This is a genomic window from Streptomyces sp. NPDC020422 (genome assembly GCF_044386705.1).
Classification (GTDB): Bacteria; Actinomycetota; Actinomycetes; order Streptomycetales; family Streptomycetaceae; genus Streptomyces.
In genome coordinates this window covers 416,241-432,023 of the sequence record NZ_JBIRVJ010000006.1, presented here as the reverse complement: position 1 = coordinate 432,023, position 15,783 = coordinate 416,241, and the positions used below count along the sequence as shown (strand labels likewise).

The 15,783-nt window shown below is 73.2% G+C and carries 15 protein-coding genes; 11 read left to right on the top strand and 4 right to left on the bottom strand.

Annotated features, from left to right (window positions below):
• Positions 1-86 precede the first annotated feature (86 nt).
• On the top strand, positions 87-1,319 hold the full coding sequence (locus ACH414_RS18925) for an acyl-CoA dehydrogenase family protein (protein ID WP_382533568.1): 1,233 nt from the start codon (positions 87-89) through the stop codon (positions 1,317-1,319).
• 27 nt (positions 1,320-1,346) lie between these two features.
• On the opposite strand, the gene ACH414_RS18920 is transcribed toward ACH414_RS18925, so the two are convergent.
• Genes ACH414_RS18920 through ACH414_RS18910 form a run of 3 tightly spaced genes read right to left on the bottom strand, consistent with a single transcriptional unit; the run spans position 1,347 to position 3,107 of the window.
• On the bottom strand, positions 1,347-1,814 hold the full coding sequence (locus ACH414_RS18920; RefSeq protein WP_382533570.1) for a VOC family protein: 468 nt from the start codon (positions 1,812-1,814) through the stop codon (positions 1,347-1,349).
• On the bottom strand, positions 1,796-2,632 hold the full coding sequence (locus ACH414_RS18915; RefSeq protein WP_398942546.1) for a putative protein N(5)-glutamine methyltransferase: 837 nt from the start codon (positions 2,630-2,632) through the stop codon (positions 1,796-1,798). The genes ACH414_RS18920 and ACH414_RS18915 overlap by 19 nt, the downstream gene beginning before the upstream one ends.
• Positions 2,625-3,107 carry a glutathione peroxidase gene (locus ACH414_RS18910; protein ID WP_382533573.1) on the bottom strand — a complete coding sequence of 161 codons (483 nt, stop codon included), beginning with the start codon at positions 3,105-3,107 and terminating at the stop codon, positions 2,625-2,627. The genes ACH414_RS18915 and ACH414_RS18910 overlap by 8 nt, the downstream gene beginning before the upstream one ends.
• Positions 3,108-3,144: 37 nt before the next feature.
• Between ACH414_RS18910 and ACH414_RS18905 the strand changes: the two genes are divergently transcribed.
• From ACH414_RS18905 to ACH414_RS18865, 9 genes are all read left to right on the top strand, one after another.
• Positions 3,145-3,414, top strand: a complete 270-nt coding sequence (locus ACH414_RS18905; RefSeq protein ID WP_398942544.1) for a DUF6011 domain-containing protein — start codon at positions 3,145-3,147, stop codon at positions 3,412-3,414.
• A 380-nt stretch (positions 3,415-3,794) separates the two neighbouring features.
• Complete coding sequence (locus ACH414_RS18900) at positions 3,795-5,129, top strand: MFS transporter (protein WP_382533577.1); 1,335 nt, start codon at positions 3,795-3,797, stop codon at positions 5,127-5,129.
• Between the two features lie 127 nt (positions 5,130-5,256).
• Positions 5,257-6,183, top strand: a complete 927-nt coding sequence (locus tag ACH414_RS18895; RefSeq protein ID WP_382533579.1) for a LuxR C-terminal-related transcriptional regulator — start codon at positions 5,257-5,259, stop codon at positions 6,181-6,183.
• A 488-nt stretch (positions 6,184-6,671) separates the two neighbouring features.
• Complete coding sequence (locus tag ACH414_RS18890; protein WP_398942541.1) at positions 6,672-7,445, top strand: hypothetical protein; 774 nt, start codon at positions 6,672-6,674, stop codon at positions 7,443-7,445.
• Positions 7,445-9,286 (top strand): asparagine synthase (glutamine-hydrolyzing), encoded by a 1,842-nt coding sequence (asnB, locus tag ACH414_RS18885; RefSeq protein ID WP_386570416.1) that lies wholly within the window; start codon positions 7,445-7,447, stop codon positions 9,284-9,286. The genes ACH414_RS18890 and asnB overlap by 1 nt, the downstream gene beginning before the upstream one ends.
• Positions 9,283-9,852 (top strand): flavin reductase family protein, encoded by a 570-nt coding sequence (locus ACH414_RS18880; RefSeq protein ID WP_391770364.1) that lies wholly within the window; start codon positions 9,283-9,285, stop codon positions 9,850-9,852. The genes asnB and ACH414_RS18880 overlap by 4 nt, the downstream gene beginning before the upstream one ends.
• Positions 9,849-11,366 carry a 4-hydroxyphenylacetate 3-hydroxylase family protein gene (locus ACH414_RS18875; RefSeq protein WP_382533586.1) on the top strand — a complete coding sequence of 506 codons (1,518 nt, stop codon included), beginning with the start codon at positions 9,849-9,851 and terminating at the stop codon, positions 11,364-11,366. Before ACH414_RS18880 ends, ACH414_RS18875 begins: the two co-directional genes overlap by 4 nt.
• Positions 11,363-12,208: a hypothetical protein gene (locus ACH414_RS18870; protein WP_398942539.1), complete on the top strand. Its 846-nt coding sequence runs from the start codon at positions 11,363-11,365 to the stop codon at positions 12,206-12,208. Before ACH414_RS18875 ends, ACH414_RS18870 begins: the two co-directional genes overlap by 4 nt.
• A gap of 116 nt (positions 12,209-12,324) precedes the next feature.
• Positions 12,325-13,188: a helix-turn-helix transcriptional regulator gene (locus ACH414_RS18865; protein WP_382533589.1), complete on the top strand. Its 864-nt coding sequence runs from the start codon at positions 12,325-12,327 to the stop codon at positions 13,186-13,188.
• Between the two features lie 88 nt (positions 13,189-13,276).
• On the opposite strand, the gene ACH414_RS18860 is transcribed toward ACH414_RS18865, so the two are convergent.
• A complete protein-coding gene (locus ACH414_RS18860; RefSeq protein WP_382533591.1) occupies positions 13,277-14,530 on the bottom strand; it encodes an MFS transporter in 1,254 nt (417 codons plus the stop codon).
• A 237-nt stretch (positions 14,531-14,767) separates the two neighbouring features.
• Between ACH414_RS18860 and ACH414_RS18855 the strand changes: the two genes are divergently transcribed.
• The gene (locus tag ACH414_RS18855) at positions 14,768-15,781 is read left to right on the top strand and encodes an LLM class F420-dependent oxidoreductase (RefSeq protein ID WP_382533593.1); all 1,014 of its coding nucleotides are present in this window, start codon (positions 14,768-14,770) and stop codon (positions 15,779-15,781) included.
• The last annotated feature ends 2 nt before the right edge of the window (positions 15,782-15,783 follow it).

The following is a 15,783-nucleotide window of genomic DNA, read 5'->3' as shown; positions in this document are numbered from 1 at the left end:
CCGAACCGCTTCGTTGCTGGTTGACAGCCCCTACCCACCGGTAACAGACTGGTGTTACCGCAAGTAACATACCGCTGGGAGGGACCATGGCCGAGTTCACGCTCGAACTCAACGACGACCAGAAGCAGGTGCGCGACTGGCTGCACGGCTTCGCCGCCGACGTGATGCGCCCCGCGGCCGCCGAGTGGGACGAGCGTGAGGAGACTCCCTGGCCGATCATCCAGGAAGCGGCCAAGCTCGGCATCTATTCCCTCGACTTCTATGCCCAGCAGTTCTTCGACCCCACCGGTCTCGGCATCCCGATGGCCATGGAGGAGCTCTTCTGGGGCGACGCCGGCATCGCGCTCTCCATCGTCGGCACCGGTCTGGCCGCCGTCGGCGTGCTCGCCAACGGCACCGAGGAGCAGATCGGCACCTGGGTCCCGCAGATGTACGGCGACGCCGCCGACGTGAAGGTCGCCGCCTTCTGCTCCTCCGAGCCCGACGCGGGCTCCGACGTGGCGTCCATGCGGACCCGCGCGGTCTACGACGAGGCCAAGGACGAGTGGGTGATCAACGGCACCAAGACCTGGGCGACCAACGGCGGCATCGCCAACGTCCACGTCGTCGTCGCCGTCGTCGACCCGGAGCTCGGCTCCAAGGGCCACGCCTCGTTCATCATCCCGCCGAACACCCCCGGCCTCTCCCAGGGCCAGAAGTTCCAGAAGCACGGCATCCGCGCCTCGCACACCGCCGAGGTCGTCCTGGAGAACGTCCGGGTCCCCGGCCACTGCCTCCTCGGCGGCAAGGAGAAGCTCGACGAGCGCCTCGCCCGGGCCCACGAGAAGGCGAAGGCGGGCGACGGCCAGGGGAGGGTGAAGAACGCCGCCATGGCGACCTTCGAGGCCTCGCGCCCGGCCGTCGGCGCCATGGCCGTCGGCACCGCCCGCGCCGCCTACGAGGTCGCCCTGGACTACGCGAAGACCCGCGAGCAGTTCGGCCGCCCGATCATCGACAACCAGGGCGTCGCCTTCCAGCTCGCCGACATGCGCACCCAGATCGACGCGGCCCGGCTGCTCGTCTGGCGCGCCTCCTGGATGGCGACCGCGGGCAAGCCCTTCACCTCCGCCGAGGGCTCGATGTCCAAGCTCTACGCGAGCGAGGTCGCCAAGAAGGTCACCGCCCAGGCCATCCAGATCCTCGGCGGCAACGGCTACACCCGCGAGTACCCGGTCGAGCGCATGCACCGCGACGCCGCGATTTACACGATCTTCGAGGGCACGAGCGAGATCCAGCGCCTGGTCATCGCCCGCACCCTCTCGGGGATGCCGATCCGCTGACCCCGCGCCGGGCCGGGAGGGGGCGCGTCACACGACGCAGAACTCGTTCCCCTCCGGGTCCCGGAGGACCACCGCGTAGTAGTCCATGCCCTCCGGCTCGTCCATCGTGTACAGCACCGAGGCGCCGAGGGCGGTCAGGCGGGCCACCTCGGTGTCGACGCGGGTGCGGCGCAGGGCGAGGGGGACGGTGCGGCCGCCGCCGACCTTCAGGTCGAGGTGGAGGCGGTTCTTGACGGTCTTGGGCTCGGGGACCGCCTGGAACCAGACGCGGGGGCCGGTGCCCTTCGGGTCCACGATCGACTCGGGCAGCTCGCCCGCGCCGTTCGCCAGCTCCTCCTCGGGGACGCCGATCGCCCTCCAGTACGCCTGCCAGCTGGCGTGCCCCTCCGGCGGCGGCTCCGGCACATAGCGCAGCGCCTCCGCCCAGAAGGCGACCAGGCGCCGGGGGTCGGCGCAGTCGATCGTGAGCTGCAGGGTCATCTCGGGTGCGTCCATGGCGGAAGCGTCCCAGACGGCACTGACAGCGGTCCCCGCCCGTCCTCGGCCGGCGGCCGCGTCGCCACCAGCACGGTGGCGTACAGCTCCTCGTCCTCCAGGATCCGGGCCGTCAGGCCGTGCGCCGTGACCGCCGCCACCGCAGGGCGGGTCTGGCGCTCGCTGGTCTCCACCAGCAGGTGCCCGCCAGGGGACAGCCACTCGGCCGCCTCCGCCGCGACCCGGCGCAGCACGTCCAGGCCGTCGGCGCCGCCGTCCAGGGCCACCAGCGGCTCGTGGTCGCGCGCCTCGGGCGGCAGCAGGGCCACGTCCTCGCTCGGCACGTACGGCACGTTGGCGACGAGGACCTCGATCCGGCCGCGCAGCCCCTCGGGCAGCGGCGCGAAGAGGTCGCCCTCGTACACCGTGCCGCCGCGCGGCTCCACGTTCCGCCGGGCGCAGCGCACGGCCGCCGGCTCGATGTCCGACGCGTACACCCGCGCACCCGGCACGGAGGCGAGGAGCACCGCCCCGGCCGCCCCCGAGCCACAGCACAGGTCGACGCAGACGGCGCCGGGCCGGGCCAGCGACACCGCCCGCCCGACCAGGAACTCCGTGCGCCGGCGCGGCACGAACACCCCCGGATCGACCTCGATCCGCAGCCCCCCGAACTCGGCCCAGCCCACCACGTGCTCCAGCGGCAGGCCCCCGGCCCGCCGCTCGACCATCGCGTCGAGCTCGGCCGGACCGGCCGCCGCCGCGGTCAGCAGCTCCGCCTCCTCCTCGGCGAAGACACAGCCCGCGGCCCGCAGCCGCTCCACCACGCCCGCGTCAGGCAAGCTGGGCCTCGATCGCGGTGACGACCTCCGGGGCCTCCGGCTCGGTGCGCGGGCGGAAGCGGGTGACCGTGCCGTCGCGGCCGATCAGGAACTTCTCGAAGTTCCACTGCACGTCCCCGGCCTCGCCCTCGGCGTCCGCGACCTGGGTCAGCTCCGCGTACAGCGGGTGCCGCCCGGCGCCGTTGACGTCCGTCTTCTCCAGGAGCGGGAAGGTCACACCGTACGTCGCGGAGCAGAAGGTCCCGATCTCCTCGGCGCTGCCCGGCTCCTGGCCCGCGAACTGGTTGCACGGCACGCCGACCACGGTGAAGCCGCGGTCCCCGTACTCCTTCTGCAGCCGCTCCAGGCCCGCGTACTGCGGGGTGAGGCCGCACCGGGAGGCCACGTTGACCACCAGGACGGCCCGGTCGCGGAAGTCGGCCAGGGAGAACGGGTCCCCGTTGAGGGTCTTCAGCGGGATCTCGTACAGGCTCATGAACAGCTCCTCGGGCTCAATGAGGTTTGATCTCAACATGGGAGACGAACCACTGGCAATCGCGATCGATTCCACCCCGGAGCCGGCGCCGGGCCGGGTGTGGTGCCGCCTGTGCGGGCGCCCGCTGACCGGCGCCGAGTCCCGTCGCACCGGCCTCGGCCCGGCCTGCGACGCCAAGCTGCACCCGCCGGGCCCGGACATCCGCACCCGCCGTCACGAGGTCGAACAGGACACCCTGCCCGGAATCCACGGGCCGTTCGGTGCGGAAACACCGGGCGGCCCGGACGGACCGGACGGCCCGGCGTAGGGGGTGGGCCCAGGCGGTACCCGGTCACGGTGGGTGTAGACGGCATCCAGCCATTCCCCGCTCGCGGTGCGAACGAGCCGCACATGCCGCTCACGAACCCGGGAGACCCTGAAACCCGGGCGAAGTGAGGAGATGAATTCCCGCCGTTCCGGCCATTTTCCACAGCCTCCGGAGACGGTTGTTTTCCGCCATTTCCGATGCGTCCGGAGAGGTCGAATCCCCCACAGTTGACATAGCAGCAGCGGGTGGTTGTCGCATTCGGCCCACGGCGTGCAAGGCTGGGCGGCCGGATTTCGCGCGGGTGCCTGCGTCCGGGAATTCACGTCCGGCCGGCGGTGCCCCGCGGCCACCGCCGAATACCGCCCCGGAGGGACGTACCGATGAGAGCCGAATCCCCGCCGGAGCCGTCGACGTCCGACCGGTCCGCCCCGCCCGGCCCCACCGCCCGGACCGCCCGGCCCGCGCCGAGGGCGGGCGGGCCCCGCCAGCTGCTCGCGGCCTCCGCCGGGAACCTGGCCGAGTGGTACGACTGGCTCGCGTACGCCTATCTCTCGGTCTACTTCGCCGACCGGATCTTCCCGCCGGGCGGCGGCCAGGCCGTCCTCGCGCTCAACACCTTCGCGGTCTTCGCGGTGGGCTTCGCGGCCCGCCCCGTCGGCGGACTGCTGATCGGCCACCTCGCCGACCGGCGCGGCCGCCGCACCGCCATGGCGACGACGATCACGCTGATGGGCGTGGGCCAGCTGGCGATGGCCGCACTGCCCACGTACCAGCAGATCGGGGTGGCGTCCCCGGTGCTGCTCGTCGTCATCAGGCTCGCCCAAGGGCTCTCCGTGGGCGGCGAGTCGACGGTCTCCGCGGTCTTCGCGGTCGAGTCCGCCCCGGCCGGCCGCCGCGGCCTCTACTCCAGCGTCGCCTACGTCAGCGGGAACCTCGGCCAGCTCCTCGCCTCCGGTGTCGCCGCCCTCCTCGCCTGGCAGCTCACGACGGCGCAGATGCACGCCTGGGGCTGGCGCGTCGCCTTCGGCCTCGGGGCCCTGGCCTGCGTGGCAGGGCTCTGGATCCGCCGCGGGACCGAGGAGACGTACCGGACCGCGGCGCTGCCGAGCGCCCGGCCGCGCCCCTTCGACTTCCTGCGCGGCAACCCCCGCGAGGCGGCCCTCGTCGTCGGGATGACGATCGGGGCCACGGTCGTCTTCTACACCTGGACGACCTTCCTGCCCACCTACGCGCGCCTCGTCGTCGGCCTCGCCCCCGGCACGGCGCTCACCGCGAGCACCGTCTCGCTCGCCTTCTTCATCGTCCTCCAGCCGCTCGCCGGACTGCTGTCCGACCGGGTGGGCCGCAAGCCGCTGCTGATCGCGTTCGGCATCGGCTTCACCGTGCTGACCGTTCCGCTGCTCGGACTGCTGCGGAACTCCTTCTGGAGCCTGCTGCTGATCTCGTGCGCGGGCATGGTGCTGCTCACCGGCTACACCGCCGTGAGCGGCGCGGTCATGGCGGAGCTGTTCCCCGCCTCGGTCCGCACGACGGGCGTCGGCGTGCCGTACGCGCTCACCGTCGCCGCCTTCGGCGGCACCGCCCCCTACCTGGCGACGGCCCTGATCGACCGGGGCCATGCCGGCTGGTTCGGATGGTACGTCTCCGGCCTCGTCCTCCTTTCGACCCTCGTCTACGTCGGAATGCGCGAGACGAAGGGCGTCGCCCTAAGATGAGCGCGGTTTCGGATGTGTGAATGTTCCAGGCCGGTTGTTCCGTCGCTCTGCTGTGGTGTGCTTGAAATGGATGTTTAGGATCCATGCGATGCCCATGACTCGCGGGGGAGGAAAAGCAGTGAACAGAATGACCATGGTTATCGGGGCCACGACGGGGGCCGCGCAGCGGAGAGCGCAGCAGGGCGCCGGGCGTTCGCCGTTGCTCAAGGTGGCGAGGCTCTCGGAACAGGAACTGATCGAGGCCGAGGCGTGTAATCCCTTCGACAGCGCCGCCGGGCACCAGCGGCTCTTCCGCGAGGACGCCGCCGTGCTCGACTCGCGGAGGTACGAGTTACGCCTCACGCCCTTGTCCAATCCGGCGGGGAACGACAGCCCCGCGAACTCCCCGTGGATCGCGGCCCGCGTGCTCCTCGCCGGCGGGCACCCGATCGCCCTCGCCGGACTGCGCAGCGTGCTCGACTCGGCGCAGGGGGAGGGGCTCCGGGTCGTCGGCGCGGTGCGGGACCAGTGGCAGGCACTGCGCGAGATGCCCCGCTACCGGCCCGACGTGGTGCTGCTCGGGGCGTCCGAATCCCTGCACAAGGACCTGGCCACGGTCCGCTCCCTGCGCCGCTCCAAGGGGGTCGCCGAGGCGCGGATCGTCCTGCTGCGGAAGCCCGAGAGCGCCTCCCAGGTCACGCGGATGCTCAGGGCCGGGGTGAGCGGGGCCTTCCCGCTCGACCAGGACCCGAGCTGTGTGGTCCGGGCGATCTCGGTCGTCGCCGCCGGCGGTTCGATCTTCCTGCCGGCGCCGCTGGAGGACGACGGGTTCGCGGACGGCCCGCACCCGGCCGAGGACCCGAACGAACTCCCGGTGGACGAGGCCGAACTGACGGACCGTGAGCGTGCCGTCCTCGCCCAGCTGGCCCGCGGACTGTCCAACGCGGAGATCGGGCGGGAGCTCTCGCTGTCGGTCGCGACCGTCAAGAAGTACATGACCGGAGCCATGCGCAAGATCCGCCAGCCGGACCGGTTGAAGGCCGCGCTCTACGCCCTGCGGCAGGGACTCGCCTAGGGACGGCGGCGAGGACGGTCAGGGAGCGGCGCTCGGAGGGCGGGGTCCGGAAGGGGGCCCCGCCCTCGCGCACAGCACGGCGCACGGCCACCGGCCCACCACCCGTGTCCCGTGGCCCGGGATGCTCCCGGAGCACGCGCGGTCGACGAAAGGACCAGCGCGCCGGGACCGTTCGGCGACGGCCCGGGCCAGGGCCCGAGGCGGACGCTCCCGAACAGGCCGCGGCCGTCCCCGGCCCGCGCGGGCCCGCCCCGTACCCCCACCGCACGGGCCCCCGGACCCACCCTCTCCCCGCCTCGCCGGCACCCCTCCCGGGCGCCCCGACGGCTCTCCCGTGGCTCGCCGGCGGCTCTCCCGGGCTCCTCCCCGCGCTCCCAAGGTTCCCCCGATGCGGGCCGAAGGGAGCTTCTGACCGGATGGCCTTCTTCCTAGCGTGGTCGGTGGCCGGGCGCCCGATGCCCGGTCACCGTTTCGCAGAGGAGAAGTTGATGAGTGCAGCGGCCAACGGGGGCATAGCCGTGGGGCCGGCCCCCGGCCTCGCGGCACCCCGGTCCGTCGACACCGACAGCGAGACCCGGGCGAGCGTGTTCGCCGCCATGCCGGACTCGGAGCGCGCGGCCCTGTGGCGGCAGCGCCTGCACGAGGCCGAGGCCGGACTGACCCGGTTCCTGGTGGGGCTCGGCCTCACCGCCGACCTGGAGGGCTGGTTCGGACTCCAGTCGGAGATGTTCGCCGACCTGCCCACCGGATCCACCGGCTCCGCGGCGGACTGGCAGCGGATCTTCTTCCGCGGCCAGGCCCTCATGGAGCGCTTCCTCGTCGCCCGGTACGGCGAGGACATCCTCGCCGAGTGGGCCGCGGCCAACGCCGAGGTCCACCGCTGGGTCGAACCCGACCGCGGCGGCGGCGCCGCCGACCCCATCCGCCGCATCGCCCGCCAGGCCGAACTGTACGGCTCCGCCTACGAGGTGAGCGCCGACCGGGAGACCGGCCCCGCCACCACCGCCTCCGTCGACATCACGCACTGCGCGATCTGGGACTACCGGGAGAAGGCCAGGAGCGGCGACGGGGTCCGCCTCACGCTCGCCTCGCCCTGCACGTACTGCACCCGGGCCATGTCGGCCAACGTCCGCGCCAAGGGCTACCAGGTCTCCTACCGACTCAGCGAGGACCGCGGAGGACACGGCTGCCGCTGGGAGGCCACCGCCCCCGGCACCACCCCCGCCCCCGCCGTCGCCCCGACCACCGCCCGGGAGGCGTGATGTGCGGCATCACCGGCTGGCTCGACTGGCAGCGCGACCTGCGCGCCGAGCTGCCGACCGTGCAGGCCATGACCGACACCCTGGTCTGCCGGGGCCCCGACGCCGGCGGCACCTGGCTCTCCCCGCACGCGGCCCTCGGCCACCGCCGGCTCTCCGTCCTCGACCTCGCCGGCGGCGTCCAGCCGCTGACCGACACCGCCGACGCACGGGCGCCGCACGCCGTGCTCTCGTACAACGGCGAGCTGTACAACTACCGCGAGCTGCGCGCCGAACTCCAGTCCCTCGGGCACCGCTTCCGCACCGAGTCCGACACCGAGGTCGTCCTGCACGCCCACACCCAGTGGGGAGCCGAGGCACCCCGGCGGCTCAACGGCATCTACGCGTACGCCATCTGGGACACCCGGACCGAGGAACTCACCCTCGTCCGCGACCACCTGGGCATCAAACCGCTCTACTACCACGCCTACGCCACGGGTCTGATCTTCGGCTCCGAACCCAAGGCCGTCCTCGCCAACCCGGGCTTCCGGGCCGAACTCGACAGCGAGGGCATCGCGGAGCTCTTCGCCCTGCCCGCGGCGCCCACCGCCGGCCACGGCCTGTTCCGCGGCCTGCGGGAGGTACCCCCCGGGCACCTCCTCCGGGTCACCCGCGGCGCCACCCGCGAAGTGCGCTACTGGCAGCTGACCTCCGCCCCGCACGAGGACGACACCGCCACCACCACCGCCCGCATCCGCGAGCTGCTCACCGACACCGTCGAACGCCAGCTGATCAGCGACGTGCCGCTGTGCACCCTGCTCTCCGGCGGCATCGACTCCAGTGCCATCACCGCGCTCGCCGCCCTCGCCCGCGGCCGGGCCGGCCACGACAAGGTCGACACCTTCTCCGTCGACTTCCCCGGCAGCGAGGGCGCGCTGCGCCCCGACCGCTGGCGCACCACCCACGACGCCCCCTACGTCCAGGCGGTCGTCGACCACCTCGGCACCCGGCACTCCCGGGTCGTCATCCCCGACGACGACCTGCTCGACGCGCGGGACGCCGTGCTCCGCGCCCGGGACAGGCCGGGCTGGGGCGAGATGGACGCCTCGCTCTACCTGCTCTTCCGCGAGGTCAGGCGGCAGTCCACGGTCGCCCTGTCCGGCGAGGCGGCCGACGAGGTCTTCGGCGGCTACCCGTACTTCCACACCCCCGACGCCCTCGCCGCCGACACCTTCCCCTGGCTGCACGGCCGCGAGACCCCCGCCGTACTGCTGCGCCCGGAGGTGAAGGCCGCCGTGCGGCCCGAGGAGTACACCGCCCAGCAGTACCGCGACTCGCTCGCCCGGACCCCCGAACTCCCCGGCGAACAGGGCGCCGAACGGCGCCTGCGGCAGGTCGGACACCTCGCGCTGACCCGCTGGCTGCCCCCGCTGCTCGACCGCGTCGACCGGGTCAGCATGGCCGTCGGCCTCGAGGTCCGGGTGCCGTTCTGCGACCACCGCCTGGTGGAGTACGCGTGGAACATCCCCTGGCGGCTGAAGTCGCTCGGCGGCTCGCCCAAGGGAGTGCTCCGCGAGTCCGTACGGGACCTGCTGCCGCCGCAGGTGGTCGACCGGCCCAAGAGCGGCTATCCGTCCACCCCGGCCGTGCGCTACACCGAGGTGCTCACCGCGCGCATGCGGGACCTGCTCGACGACCCCGCGGCCCCCGTGTTCGACCTCGTCGACCGCGCCCTCGTGCGGGAGGCCCTGCGCGAAGGACGGCCGCTGCCCAGCCCGCGCACCGCCCCCAACCCGGTCGGCGGCCTGGACCACCTGCTCCAGGTCGACGAGTGGCTCCGCGCCTACAAGGTGGCCCTGCGATGAGCGCACCCGCCCACCCCGACGCCGTCCACCCCGACGCCGTACGGCTGGCCGCCCGCACCTGCGCGAGCGGCGTCGCCGTCCTCACCACCCGCCACGGCGACGAGGTCTTCGCCAAGACCGTGTCGTCCTTCGTCACCCTGTCCATGGACCCGCCGCTGATCAGCGTGGCCGTCACCCGGCACAGCCCGCTGGTGCGGGCCGTCGCCGACTCCGGCCGGCTCGCGATCAGCGTGCTCCGGGTCGGACAGGAGCACCTCTCCCAGCGGTTCGCCACCCCCGGTGCCGGCCGCGCCACCGGCTCCTTCGACGACGTGCCCACCCGCACGGAGACCACCGGAGCCCCGGTCGTCGAGGACTGCCTCACCTGGTTCGACTGCCGCCTGCACAGCGTCCTCCCCGGAGGCGACCACAGCATCCTCATCGGCCTTCCCCTCGCCGCCGCCGCCGCACCGACGGGCCTGCCGCTCCTCTACCACGAGGGCGGCTACCACTCCCCGACCCGTCTCGCACCCCCCTCGCCCGCGCGCCCGGACCGGGCGCCCACCGCACCTGGAGTCCGTACATGAGCGAACCCACCACGACGACCGGCACGACGGGCCCCCTGGGCATCCGGACCGGCGACGCCTACCGGGCCAGCCTCGACGACGGCAGGGAGCTCTACCTGGACGGAAAGCGGGTCACCGACCCCGCCTCCCACCCCGCGTTCAAGCCCTCGGTCGACGAACTCGCCCGGCTCTTCGACCTCCAGCACGACCCCGAGCACGCCCCCGTCATGACCTGGAAGGACCCGCAGAGCGGCCTCACGCTCGGCCGCGCCTACCAGCCCACCCGCACCCTGGAGGACCTGCGCGCCCAGCGCGCCAGCGCGGAGCTCTGGCTGAGCGAAAGCCTCGGCCAGCACGGGCGCTCACCCGCCTTCATGTCGTCCATCGCGCTCGGCCTGTACGACTTCCGGCACCAGCTGGAGTCCAACCAGGCCGGCTTCGGCGCCAACGCCGAGGCCTGGTACCGGCACTGCGCCACCAACGACCTCGTCCTCACCCACGCCCTCGGCGACCCGCAGATCGACCGGTCGGCGGACCCCGTGGACGACCCCGACCTCGCCCTGCGCGTGATCGAGGAGAACGACAAGGGCATCGTGGTGCGCGGCGCCAAGCAGCTCACCACCCTGGCGCCCACCGCGCACGAGGTGCTCGTCTACCTCTCCGCCTCCTTCACCCAGCGCAGCGCCGAACAGTTCGTCGTCTGGTGCGCGCTGCCGCTGAACACCCCCGGCCTGATCACCCTGTGCCGGGAGCCCTTCGGGGCCGAACCGTTCGGCCACGAGCACCCGCTCGCCCGGCGCTTCGACGAGCAGGACGCCATGCTCTTCTTCGACGACGTGCTGGTGCCCTGGGACCGGGTGTTCCTGCTGCGCGACGGAGCCCTGGCCCGCACCGGACTCGGCCGGATCAACGCGTGGAGCGCGTACATCGGCCACATCCGCTACCGCGAGCGGCTGCGCACCCTGCTCGCCACGGCCACCATGGTCGCCGAGAGCATCGGCGTCGACGGCTTCCGCAACGTGCAGGAGGAGCTCGGCAAGCTCGCCGGCTACGTGGAGCTGACCGAGTACTTCATCGACGCCGCCGAGGCACGCGCCCACACCACCGACAGCGGACTCCTCGCCCCCGGCGACACCGCCGCCGCCCGCGTCTGGTCCGCCGAGGTCGCCGCGAGCGCCGTCGCGGCCGTCCGCAACATCGGCTCGGCCGGCGTCCTCATGCAACCCACCCCCAACGACCTCGAACACCCCCGGCTGCGCCCGCACCTCGACCGCTACATGCGCGGCAGGAACATCCCCGCGGACAAGAAGTCCCGCCTCTTCCGGCTCGCCTGGGACCTCACCGGCGACAGCTTCGGACAGCGCCAGGACCTCTACGAGTACGTGCACCGCGGCGACCTCGCCCGCAACCGCATCAACCTCTACCTGCGGCACGACCAGAGCGAGACCCGCGGCCGCCTCGAACGGCTGATCTCGGCCCCCGAGACCCCCGGCACCCCCGCCGACACCCAGACCCAGGAAGGCGCCCGCCCGTGACCCACTCCGCCGTCGAGATACAGGCCAGCACCCTCGCCGGATACTCCGACGCGAGCCGGCTCCGCCAGGCCAACGACCAGGACTGGGTGCTCGCCGAGGCACCCGCCGCCCCCCGCGTCCACGCCGACCTCGGCAGCGGCATCGGCCAGCTGCTGCAGGCAAGCCTGGAGCGCTTCCCGTCCCTGGAGACGGCCATCGGCCTTGAGCAGTCCGCGTTCCGGCTGTCCGAGGCGGCCAGCCGGCTCCAGCCCTACGGCGACCGGGTCCTGCTGCGCCAGGCCGACCTCATGTCCCCCGAGCCGCTGGAGCTCAGGCCCGACCTGATCACCATGACCTCGGTGCTCCACTGGCTCTACCCGGTCGAGTTCCGGCTCTTCGACTGGGTCGGCCAGACCATGGCCCGTGGCGGCACCTTCCTGCTCACCACCTACCACCCCGAGCGCGACGAGCACGGCCTCGGCGGCGAGGACGACATCGTCCGCGCCGCGCTCGCCGCGCTGGGCCGCGACCGGGCGCTCGTGCCCGGTTTCCTCGCCGCCGGCGACGTCCTGCCCATCGCCACCCGCACCCGGGACACCGAGGGCCTGCGCGACCTCCTCGAACGCGATCTGCGGATCGTGTCCACGGCGGAGCGGGACGCCGTCGTCCAGGTCGGCAGCGCGGCCGAGTACGAGCACTTCCACGCCGCCACCTTCGGCGACTACTACAGCCGGCTCGTCGAGCCCCCGCTGCGGCAGGCCTTCTTCCAGGCCGTCGGCGAGGCCGCCTGGCGCCGCCAGCAGGAGCGCGGACACGTCAGCCACATGCCCGTACGGCTGTGGAAGCTGACGACACGCGACTGATCCGGCACCCTCCGCACGGCCCGCCGGGACGCCCCACCACGGGCGACCCGGCGGGCCGCACCCGTGCGAACTATCATGTCCGGGTCCAGCCCGGGCACGTGTGAAGGAGTCACTCCATGTCAACTCCCGCAGCCGGCCGAGAGCTCGGTGCGTTCTTACGGGCCCACCGCGCCCTGCTGAAACCCGAGGACGTGGGCCTGCCCGCGACCTCCCGCCGCCGCACCCCCGGCCTGCGCCGCGAGGAGGTCGCCTCGCTGTCCGGCGTGAGCATCGCCTGGTACACCTGGCTGGAACAGGGGCGGGTCACCGCCTCGCGCCAGGTCCTCGAGTCCGTCGCACGGGTGCTGCGGCTCGACGAGGCGGAGCTGCGGCACGTCCTGCGCCTCGGCGGCTACTACGAGCCCGAGACCGCCCGCCCCCAGGAGCACTGGGGCGACTCCCTGCAGCCCGTGCTCGACTCCTGGCCCACCAGCCCGGCCGTCCTCGTCGACCGCAACTTCGACATCGTCGCCTGGAACGAGGCCTGGACCGCGGTCTGGGGCGAACCCACGGCGGTCGCGGCCGACCGGCGCAACCTGATGTGGCTCGTCGCGGCCGACCAGCGGCTGCGCGCCGTGCTCCGGGACAGCGACTGGGAGCCCCTCGCCATGAGCGTCTTCCAGCACTTCCGCGCCCAGGCCGGGGCCGGCCCCGCCGACGAGCGGGTCGACGAGCTGTACCGCCGGCTCGCCGCCGACGTGCCCGAGCTGAGCCACTGGTGGGGCTGCCACTCGGTGGGCGGGCTCACCACCCGCGTCGTCACCGCCACACCCGCGGGCGGCGACCCCATCCGGATGTCGCTGTCCTCGCTGCGTCCGGTCGACGCCCCCGCCTCGCTGATCCTGCTCTTCACGCCGAAGAGCCGACAGGACGGCGCGGCGGTCGCCGATCTCGTCGACCGTCCGCTGCGTCCTGTCGGCTCCGCGCGGAAAGCGGGCTGAAGGCGCGACCGCGGGGGATGACCGCCGCGCCTTCAGCCCGGTCACAAGGGGGCGCCGGCGGTGGGACACCGCACGCGCCCGCGCCGGATCAGGCGCTCTCCGGCGCGCCCACCGCGCCGGCCCGCGCCGCGCCCCGGCGCAGCTGCGCGCTGACCATCAGGCCACCGAGCGCCGCGACCACCGCGAGCGCCACACCGATCACGGCCGTGCCCAGCGTCAGGTCGGCGAACAGGCCCACCGCCCAGGCGCCGATGCCCGTGCCGGCGTACATGGTGGAGGTGAGCCACGCGCTGGACGTCGCCCGCAGCTCGGGGGCGGCCGTGCCGGCGAGCGTCTGCTGGTCGGTGACGAAGCCACCGCTGGCCACGAACCAGACGACCACGCCGAGCAGCGCCAGGACGAGACCCGGGCCCCACACCGTCAGCGCGATGCCCACGGCGAGCAGCACGCCCCACACGGCCAGCATGGGCTGGTCCGTACGGCCCTGGGCCCGGGCCTTGTCGCCGAGCCGGCCGCCCAGGGTCGAGCCGACGATGCTGCCGGCACCGACGAGGACGCCGATCAGACCGAGCACCGTCACGGACAGGTCGAAGCGCTCGGCGAGGACCACGCCCATGAAGGTGTAGGCGCCCAGGTTCGCCGCGTTGAAGGCGGTGTTGACCAGCAGCGAGCGGCGCAGCGCACCGTGGCCCCAGGCCGCGAACACCGCACGGGCGCCCATGCCGTCGGCCGGCGGGGCCGCCGCGGCGGCCGGGATCTGCGCGAGCAGCATCGGGACCACGACCAGCGTGCCGACGGCCATCGCCCAGAACGCCGCCCGCCAGCCGGCCGCGCCCGCCAGGAAGCTGCCCAGCGGCACGCCGAGCACCTGGCCGCAGGAGAAGAACGCCATGCCGAGGCCCAGGGCCCGGCCGCGCACCGTGTCCGCGGTGGTCTCCGCGATGTGCGCCCAGATCGCCGGACCGGCCGCGGCGGCCGCGAGACCGGCCAGCGCACGCGACACCACGAGCAGGGTCAGACCGTCCGAGAGCGCGGCGGCCACGTTGGAGAGCAGGAAGAGGACCGAACCGACCAGCAGGGTGCGGCGGCGGCCGACCCGGTCGCTCACCAGGCCGAGGAACGGCGCGCAGACCGCGTACACGAGCACGTACGCCGTGACGCTGTACGCGGCCGAAGACTCCGCGATCCGCAGGTCGGTGGCGATCGTGGGGAGCAGCGGCGACACCAGGAAGGTCTCGGTGCCGAAGAGGAACAGCAGGACGAACACGGAGGCGTAGGGCCCCCACCGGAAGCGCGCCGGGGCTGCGGTCGGGGCTGCGGGCGAGGTGGGAGGACTGTCCATGACGACGGGTTGCCTTTCGAGCGTGGTTCACGAATTCCGGGGACGTCGGTGCCGGCTCACTCACCCTGGCCCGCCCGCCCCAGGCCAACCAGCCAGGCGTTGGTCCTGTTAGTACGAGTCACCGCATGAACGCCTGGCTGGTTGCCGGGCGGGCCGCCGCGGACGCTGGAGTCGACCAGCCGCTCCCGCAGTCCAGTCCCCGGGAGACGCACCACCTCCTGAAAGGACCCGCCAGACGTGCCCACCAGCGACCGCCCTCCGCACGCGCAGCCCAAGTGGGGCGTCACCCTGCCGCTCCCCGGCATCACCATCGGCCACCACAAGCACATCGTCGAGCGGCTGCCCGACGTCGGGTACTCCGACGTGTGGACGGCCGAGGGCGGCGGCACCGACGCCTTCACCCCGCTCGCGGCGACCGCGGCCTGGTCCCCGACGCTGCGCCTCGGCACCGGCATCATCCCCGTCTTCACCCGGGGCCCGGCCCTGATCGCCCAGACCGCGGCCACCCTGGCGCAGATGGCCCCCGGCCGCCTCCTCCTGGGCCTCGGCTCCTCGGTCCCCGCCCACGTCAGCGACATCAACGGCATCCCGTTCGAGGAGCCGTTCAAGCGCACCCGCGACGTGCTGCGGTTCGTCACCCGGGCGCTGCGCGGCGAGTACGTCGCCGACGAGTTCGACACGTTCAGCATCACCGGCTACCGGCTGCCGCACCCGCCGACCGAGCCGGTCAAGGTCATCCTGGGGGCGCTGCGCCCCAACATGCTCAAGCTCGGCTTCAGCGAGGGCGACGGAGCCATCACCAACCTCCTCTTCCCGGAGAACGTCCCCACGATCCTGGAGGCCGTGGGGCCGCAACCGCTGGGCAAGGAGCTGGTGGTGAAGCTCTTCGTCTGTCCGACCGAGGACAAGGCGTACGCGCGGGCCAACGCCCGCCCCTTCCTCGCCTGGATCCTCAACCGCGAGCCCTACCGCAAGTTCCACGAGTGGCTCGGCCACGGGGAACTGCTGCGCGAGTGCCACGAGTTCTGGGCGGCGGGCGACCCGGCGGGCGCCCAGAAGGCGCTCCCCGACGAGGTGGTCGACGGGCTGTTCATCAGCGGCACGCCCGAGGAGTGCCGCGAACAGATCATGCGCTACCACGTGCCCGGGGTGACGAGCATCCAGCTGTTCGTCTCGCTGCCCCCCGACGCGTTCTACAGCCAGGAGACCGTGCTCGACGTCCTCAGGCGGCTGGGGCCGGCCGCCGGCTGACC

Bases quoted from the DNA above. Each gene is read 5' to 3' on its own strand.
- ACH414_RS18925 (WP_382533568.1), top strand. From the start codon at position 87: ATGGCCGAGTTCACGCTCGAACTCAACGACGACCAGAAGCAGGTGCGC.
- ACH414_RS18920 (WP_382533570.1), bottom strand. From the start codon at position 1,814: ATGGACGCACCCGAGATGACCCTGCAGCTCACGATCGACTGCGCCGAC.
- ACH414_RS18910 (WP_382533573.1), bottom strand. From the start codon at position 3,107: ATGAGCCTGTACGAGATCCCGCTGAAGACCCTCAACGGGGACCCGTTC.
- ACH414_RS18905 (WP_398942544.1), top strand. From the start codon at position 3,145: ATGGGAGACGAACCACTGGCAATCGCGATCGATTCCACCCCGGAGCCG.
- ACH414_RS18900 (WP_382533577.1), top strand. From the start codon at position 3,795: ATGAGAGCCGAATCCCCGCCGGAGCCGTCGACGTCCGACCGGTCCGCC.
- ACH414_RS18895 (WP_382533579.1), top strand. From the start codon at position 5,257: ATGACCATGGTTATCGGGGCCACGACGGGGGCCGCGCAGCGGAGAGCG.
- ACH414_RS18890 (WP_398942541.1), top strand. From the start codon at position 6,672: ATGAGTGCAGCGGCCAACGGGGGCATAGCCGTGGGGCCGGCCCCCGGC.
- asnB (WP_386570416.1), top strand. From the start codon at position 7,445: ATGTGCGGCATCACCGGCTGGCTCGACTGGCAGCGCGACCTGCGCGCC.
- ACH414_RS18880 (WP_391770364.1), top strand. From the start codon at position 9,283: ATGAGCGCACCCGCCCACCCCGACGCCGTCCACCCCGACGCCGTACGG.
- ACH414_RS18875 (WP_382533586.1), top strand. From the start codon at position 9,849: ATGAGCGAACCCACCACGACGACCGGCACGACGGGCCCCCTGGGCATC.
- ACH414_RS18865 (WP_382533589.1), top strand. From the start codon at position 12,325: ATGTCAACTCCCGCAGCCGGCCGAGAGCTCGGTGCGTTCTTACGGGCC.
- ACH414_RS18860 (WP_382533591.1), bottom strand. From the start codon at position 14,530: ATGGACAGTCCTCCCACCTCGCCCGCAGCCCCGACCGCAGCCCCGGCG.